Annotated in this window: 6 protein-coding genes; all 6 read right to left on the reverse strand. The window is 72.7% G+C overall.

Features of this window, described 5'->3' with window-relative positions; all coding sequences use genetic code 11:
• Positions 1–313 precede the first annotated feature (313 nt).
• The 6 genes from ABT053_RS43115 to ABT053_RS43140 all read right to left on the reverse strand — a co-directional run bounded on the left by ABT053_RS43115 (position 314) and on the right by ABT053_RS43140 (position 6,636).
• On the reverse strand, positions 314–1,075 hold the full coding sequence (locus ABT053_RS43115; protein ID WP_350977958.1) for an ABC transporter permease: 762 nt from the start codon (positions 1,073–1,075) through the stop codon (positions 314–316).
• A gap of 300 nt (positions 1,076–1,375) precedes the next feature.
• Positions 1,376–2,428 (reverse strand): ATP-binding cassette domain-containing protein, encoded by a 1,053-nt coding sequence (locus ABT053_RS43120; protein WP_350977961.1) that lies wholly within the window; start codon positions 2,426–2,428, stop codon positions 1,376–1,378.
• 304 nt (positions 2,429–2,732) lie between these two features.
• Positions 2,733–3,191 (reverse strand): DoxX family protein, encoded by a 459-nt coding sequence (locus ABT053_RS43125; RefSeq protein WP_350977964.1) that lies wholly within the window; start codon positions 3,189–3,191, stop codon positions 2,733–2,735.
• Between the two features lie 298 nt (positions 3,192–3,489).
• Positions 3,490–3,627: a hypothetical protein gene (locus ABT053_RS43130; RefSeq protein WP_350977966.1), complete on the reverse strand. Its 138-nt coding sequence runs from the start codon at positions 3,625–3,627 to the stop codon at positions 3,490–3,492.
• 37 nt (positions 3,628–3,664) lie between these two features.
• Positions 3,665–4,642 carry an aldo/keto reductase gene (locus ABT053_RS43135; protein WP_350977968.1) on the reverse strand — a complete coding sequence of 326 codons (978 nt, stop codon included), beginning with the start codon at positions 4,640–4,642 and terminating at the stop codon, positions 3,665–3,667.
• Positions 4,643–5,220: 578 nt separating this feature from the next.
• Positions 5,221–6,636, reverse strand: a complete 1,416-nt coding sequence (locus tag ABT053_RS43140; RefSeq protein ID WP_350977970.1) for a xylulokinase — start codon at positions 6,634–6,636, stop codon at positions 5,221–5,223.
• Between the last annotated feature and the right edge of the window lie 275 nt (positions 6,637–6,911).

Raw genomic sequence — 6,911 nt, forward strand, 5'->3', positions numbered from 1 at the left:
CTCCCCCGCGGCGCGGGCCCCACGCTCCTCTGCCTCCAACCCAACCCACCCCCCCCCCGCCCCCCCCGCGCCCCCCCCCCCGCCGCCGGCGCCGTCCCCGTGGTGATCCTCCGCCACGGCACGTCTCCGGCGTCGCCGGCCTGACCGGCCGGCCGCCCGGGATCTCCCCGGGCGGCCGGTCGTTCCCCGTACCCGCCCCCGTACCCGGCCCCCGTTTCCGCACCCCGCCGGGGTGCGCGCCTCCGCGACGGGCGGCCGGGCCTCGGTGCCCCCGGCCGTACGGCGATCCCGGAACACGACCTCTCCGAAAGGGTCAGACGCCGCGGCGCATCGCCCTGGTGCCGACCACCAGGCCCACCGCGGCGACGGCGCAGGCGCAGAGCGTCCCGTACAGCACCGACACGTCCGTGAAGCGGCCGGAGAACAGCGCCCGCTCCGCCTCGACGACGTAGGAGACCGGATTCAGCGCGGCGGCGGTCTGGAGCCACGCCGGGCCCGAGTCCATCGGCAGCAGTACGCCCGACAGCAGCATGAGCGGGAACATCACCATCTGGGTGACCCCGTAGAACAGATCACCGCCCGGACTGGACGCGATCGCGAGGGCGAAGGAGAGCGCGCCCAGGCCGACCCCGAACACGACCAGCACCGCCAGACCGGCCAGCACGCCCGCGAGGTGCGGGCGGAAGCCCAGCGGCACCGCGAGGACGATGATCAGCACGGCCTGGGCCAGCAGGATGGCGAACTCCTTCATCGTCCGGCCGATCAGCATCGCCGTGCGGTTCAGCGGGGTGACCAGCATGCGCTCCATCGAGCCGCCGATCAGATCGATCAGCAGGGAGTATCCGGCCATCATCGGCCCGGACAGGCACATCATGATCAGGATGCCGGGCACGAACCACTGCCACGGCGAGCCCCCTCCCTCGAAACTCCCCACTCCGGAGAGCAGCGGGCCGAACAGGAACAGGAAGAGCAGCGGCTGGCCCATGGTGAAGAGGAGCCCGAGGGGTTCGCGCACCACGGGGGCGAACTCGCGGGAGAAGACGGTTCCGGTGTCACGGAAGAACTGCACGCTCACGGTGTGGCCTTTCTGACCAATGGGGGGAATCGCGGGGGACGCCGAGGACGCCGCGGGACGTCAGGGGACGTCGGGAACGCTGGAAATCGGCGGGAACGCCGGGAAGCCGGGAACTCCAGGCCCACCGGAATCGGCGGAATCGGCGAAGACGGCGGGGCGGCGGGGACGGCGAGATCGACGAGGTCGCCGGGGACCGCGAGGAGTGGGGGCTGCGAGATCGTCGAGGACTGCGAGGACTGCGAGGACTGCGGGATGGCGGTACGGCCAGATTGTCGAGGACTGCGGGGACTGCGGGGACGGTCAGACGCCGCTCGTGTCGTGCGAGGGCTCGCCGGTCCTGCCCGAGGGTTCGGCGATCCTGTCCGAAGAACCGCCGGGCTCGTCCGGGAGCTCACCCGCCTCGTCGCTCTCGCGCAGGCTGCGGCCGGTCAGCGCGAGGAAAACGTCGTCCAGCGTGGGACGGGTGGTCTCGGCGGTGCCGACCTTCACCCCGGACGACTCCAGCGACCGGAGATATTCCGGCAGCGCCGCGCCCGCGTGGGGCACCCGCAGCCGCACCGTCGTCCCGTCCACGGTGACCGCGCCGGGACCGGCGAGCCGCTCGGCGATCCCGGCGGCCAGCACCGCCTCCGGCCCGTCGTGGACGGTGATCGTGATGCGGTCACCGGCCAGGTCGCCCTTCAGCCGCTCGGCCGTCCCGTCGGCGATGATCCGGCCGTGGTCGATGATCACCACCCGCTCGGCCATGCTGTCGGCCTCCTCCAGGTAGTGGGTGGTGAGGAAGAGGGTCGTGCCGTGCAGCTCGCGCAGCCGCAGGATGTGCTCCCAGATGTTGGCGCGGCTCTGCGGGTCGAGACCGGTCGAGGGCTCGTCCAGGAACAGCAGCTCGGGCCGGTGGATGAGCCCCAGCGCGATGTCGAGGCGGCGGCGCTGGCCGCCCGACAGGGTGGCGGGCTTGCGGGTGGCGAGCGACTCCAGGTCCAGCAGGCCGAGGATCTCGTCGGCCCGCCGGTACGCCTCCGGCCGGCGAAGGCCGTAGCAGCGCGCCTGGGTCACCAGCTCGTCGCGCACGCGGAAGTTCTCGCCGGAGCCGTTCTTCTGGCCGACGTACCCGATGCGGGCGCGGACCCCCGCCGGGTCCGACACGACGTCGCGGCCCGCGACGATCGCGGTTCCCGAGGTCGGCGGGAGCAGGGAGGTCAGCATGCGCAGGCTGGTGGACTTCCCGGCGCCGTTGGGACCGAGAAAGGCGACCAGCTGGCCCGCCTCCACATCGATGTCGAGGCCGCGTACGGCGTCGACGCTTCCCTTCCTGACCTTGAATCGCCGGGTCAGCCCTCGGGCATGGATCATCGTCCCCTCCTCGGGGTGGGCGCGGGCGGTGGGTGGCATGCCGAACGAACCCCTGTGCCGGGGGCGCGATCGGAGATGCTCAATCCTTGACCACGCGATCCGGGTTTGGCAAACGTGAAAGGTGCATTCATGTTCTGCCTGACCTGCGGAAACGTGCTCTCGTGTGCCATGCCGTACGGTCGGGCCGATCCTCGCTCCGAGCCGGTCCGCACGCGCTGACGTGGGCTTTTCGCGAATCCCGCCGAGAAGATGAGAAAAGTACGGATTTTCCGCCGGGTGGCGGCCGGGCCGCCGGTGGCGGGGGTCAGTTCCCCCCGGAACGTACGGGGACATGGGCGGCGGGGCCGGGCTCCCGGGAGTCGTCCCGGTGGCGCCGGAGCAGGCTGTCGAGCGCCCACGGGCCCGCGCCCAGCACGGCGATGAGCAGGAACGACCAGCAGAACATCACCGACGGCTCACCGCCGTTGCGCAGCGGCAGGAGTTCCTGCGGCAGGTGCACCACGAAGAACGCGTACGCCATCGAGCCGGACGCGAGGATCGCGGCCGGGCGGGTGAGGAGTCCGGCGAGGACGAGTCCGCCGCAGAGCACCTGGACGAGCGCGGCCCACCAGCCCGGCCAGACCGCGAAGTCGACGGCCCGGCCGGTGGCGGGGTTGCCGCCGAAGACGCCGAACATCGACGCCACGCCGTGGCAGAGGAAGAGGAAGCCCGTCACCATGCGGAAGAGCGAGAGCACCGGTCCGCCGAATCGGTTGATCTTCATCGAATCACCCCTGTTCCCGCGACGCGAGGCCGGTCTCGTCCCAGCCTCACATCGCCGCCGCCCGGGGACGCGCCCACGCGCTCGTCTTGGTGATCCCCTGTCAAGATTTGGCGGCCGGAAGGTCCTCGTTCCCGTCGGGAGCCGGGGAGCCGGGGAGCCGGGGAGCCGGAGGCCCGCGTCCCGGGTCCGGCGGCCCGGCGCCGAGCCGTGGCCGGGGTTCATCGGCGGGGCAGGCCGGTGCGGCGCAGCCACGCGTCGATGTCGGGTCCGGCGCGGCCGAGGATCGGGACGCCGGCCATCACGGCCCTCCGGTCAGGAACGTGCCCCGCAGGAACGAGCGCCGTTCCGGTGCGGCGGGCGGGCACGACTGCGGCACCGGCGTGCCGTCCTCGCCGGGGTCCCGCGTCCACGGCTCGGACATGACGGCTGCTCGCACGGAGTGTGCTCCTCGGACACTTCCCGGACCTCCCGGGTCAGCGCTCCATCATCCGCAGGCCGGCTTCGGGGTGGGTGTCTCCCGCGGCCGGAGGGAGGTCGGAGAGGCGGTCGAGCTGCCGGGGGGTCAACAGGACGCCGTCGGCGGCGGTGTTCTCCTCCACCCGGCTGACATGCTTGGTGCCCGGAATGGGGGCGATGTCGTCGCCCTGGGCCAGCAACCAGGCCAGCGCGACCTGGGCGGGGGTGGCGTCCGCCTCGGCGGCCACGGTCTCGACCTCGTCGGCGATGCGCAGGTTGTGCTGGAAGTTCTCACCGGTGAAACGCGGGTTGCCGCGGCGGAAGTCGTCCTCGGCGAAGCCGTCGGTGGAGCGGACCTTCCCGGTCAGGAGGCCGCGTCCCAGCGGCGAGAACGGCACCAGGCCGACGCCCAGCTCGCGCAGCACCGGCAGGACGCGCTCCTCCAGGCCGCGGGTCCACAGCGAGTACTCCGACTGGACGGCGGTGACCGGGTGGACCGCGTGGGCGCGGCGGATGGTCTCCGGGCCCGCCTCGGACAGGCCGATGTGGCCGATCTTGCCCTGGGTGACCAGTTCGGCCAGCGCGCCGACGGTGTCCTCGATGGGCGTGGCCGGATCGACCCGGTGCTGGTAGTACAGGTCGATGTGGTCGGTGCCCAGACGCCTGAGCGAGCCCTCGACCGCGGTGCGGATGTTGGCGGGGCTGCTGTCGAGGTTCCAGGGGCCGGCGCCACCGTGGGAGACCAGGCCGAACTTGGTGGCCAGCACCACCTGGTCGCGACGGCCCTTCAGGGCCCGGCCGAGGAGCTCCTCGTTGGTGTAGGGGCCGTAGATCTCGGCGGTGTCCACGAAGGTGACGCCCAGCTCCAGAGCGCGGTGGAGGGTACGTACGGACTCGGCCTCGTCGGTGCCGGCGCCGGTGTAGCCGTGGGACATCCCCATCGCGCCCAGGCCGATGCGGGAGACCTCCAGGCCGCCGAGCAGGATGTGCTTCATCGGGTTTCTCCGTTCCCGGGGTGGATGTCGTGGGTGTCGTGGAGGCGGGCGCGGGACCCCGCCCTACGGTGTCACTTTTTGTAATATTTCATACGCGCAGAGTGTGACGCCGGGGTGGGGTGAGGTGGCCGGGCGGTCGCCACCGCGTCGCGGCGATCATCGGCTCATAACCGAAAGCTCGAAAGCTCGAAAGCCGGAACCGCGTGAGAATGGATATAGCGGTCATCATTGGTGACCCCCGGCGACGCTCTTCGTCTCAAGCCGATCGGCGGGCCGGCCGCGCTGATCGAGATCGGCGGGCTGCGGCTGCTCACCGATCCGGCCTTCGCCCCTCCCGGCGACCACTCGATCGGCCGGCACCGGCACCACGGGAAGCTGTGTCGGCGCCTGGCCGCACTCGGCGAGAGGCCTGCCCACCGGCGTGGAGCACCTGCGGCGCGACGCCGGCCGCCGCTCGTGACGACCGCGCCGCCGATGTGGTTTCGGCCGGGCGGACTACCCGCGCGAAGCCCGCCGTCCGGGCTCGTGACGCGATCCTTGTTCTCGTAGCGCCGGCCCGCTGACCGGCTCCGCCGCCATCAGCCGGTGCGGTCGAGGACGTTCGCGCAGGCCACGGCGTACCGTTCGCGGATCGCCGGCACGGCGTCCGCCTCGTGCGTCTCGACCTGCCCGACCGTCCACGACGGCGGCCGCCGCCCGCCCGACAACACCCAGGCCGCCTGGCGGGCGGCGCCGTCGGCGACGTACTCACCCAGCGGTGGGACGAGCACGGGGCGACCGAAGATCGTGGGCGCGATCCGGCGCACCGCCTCCGAGCGGGCACCGCCGCCGACCAGGATGACCCGGTTGACCGTCGTGCCCTGCGCGATCATCGCGTCCAGCCCGTCGGCGAGTGCGCACAGCATGCCCTCCACCGCCGCGCGGGCCAGGTGCGCGGGGGTCGAGGTCCGCAGGGTCAGGCCGTGCACGGCTCCGGTGGCGTGCGGGCGGTTCGGTGTGCGCTCGCCTTCCAGGTAGGGCACCAGGGTCAGCCCGTCGGCGCCCGGCGGGGCGGACAGCGCCAGCGCCGACAGCTCTGCGTGGTCCACCCGCAGCATGGCCGCGGCCGCGTCCAGCACCCGGGCGGCGTTGAGCGTGCACACGACCGGCAGGAACCGGCCGGTCATATCGGCGAACCCGGCCACGATCCCGCTCGGGTCCGCGGCCGGCACGTCGGAAACGGTGGACACTATGCCGGAGGTGCCGATCGACACGATCACGTCGCCCAGCTCGGCGCCGGCACCCAACGCGGCCGCGGCGCAGTCGCCGGCGCCGGGGCCCAGTGGCGCGCCGGTGCGCAGCTGCCCGGCCTGGCCGGTCGGCCCGAGCACCTGCGGCAACAGCACATCGTCGCGACCGAACGCCAGCCGGATCAGGTCCAGGCGGTACTCACCGGCCGCGGCCGACCAGTATCCGGTCCCGCTGGCCTCGCTGCGGTCGGTGCGCAGCGCGTCGAGCCCCGGTGCGCCGGACAGCCGCCAGGTCAGCCAGTCGTGCGGCAGGCACACCGCGGCGGTACGGGCGGCGTTGTCCGGCTCCGCCGAAGCCAGCCAGCGCAGCTTGGTGACGGTGAAGCTGGCCACCGGTACCAGGCCGACCGCCTGTGCCCATGCTCGCCGCCCCGCCTCGCCGCCGCCGAGATCCGAGATCAGGTCGGCGGCGGCGCCGGCCGAGCGGGTGTCGTTCCACAGCACGGCGTCCCGGATCACCGCGCCGTCGTCGTCCAGGCACACCATGCCCTGCTGCTGCCCGGCGATCGAGGCGGCCGCCACGTCGTCCAGCCCGCCGGCCTGTGCGACCGCGTCGGACAGCGCGGCCTCCCACGCGGCCGGCGGCACGGCGGTGCCGACGGGGTGCGGTGCGCGCCCTTCGCGCACCAGCTTCCCGGTCTCGGCGTCGCGGATGACGACTTTGCACGACTGGGTCGACGAGTCGACCCCGGCGACGAGGGGCATCGATCCTCCGGGGGTTGTCGGGTACGGATCAGGCGGGGCGGTGGACCAGCGGTGGGCGCGGACCAGGTGGTCGACGGCGAACCGGTCGAATCTGCAGAATTGGGTGCTTCAGCGTGGTCTTGTGATCGACGTGACCGTTGGATGACCGTCCTGGCGGCACGCGATGCGGCTGAAGGTCGTTTCAGGCACCGGCCTCGATCACGGCGAGGTCGCGCACCGCGTAACGGTGATGCTCGGCCTCCTCCTTCAGCACCACCTTGAGGCAGCGGCGCACG

The sequence above is a fragment of the Streptosporangium sp. NPDC002524 genome, from assembly GCF_040295985.1.
Taxonomy (GTDB): Bacteria; Actinomycetota; Actinomycetes; order Streptosporangiales; family Streptosporangiaceae; genus Streptosporangium.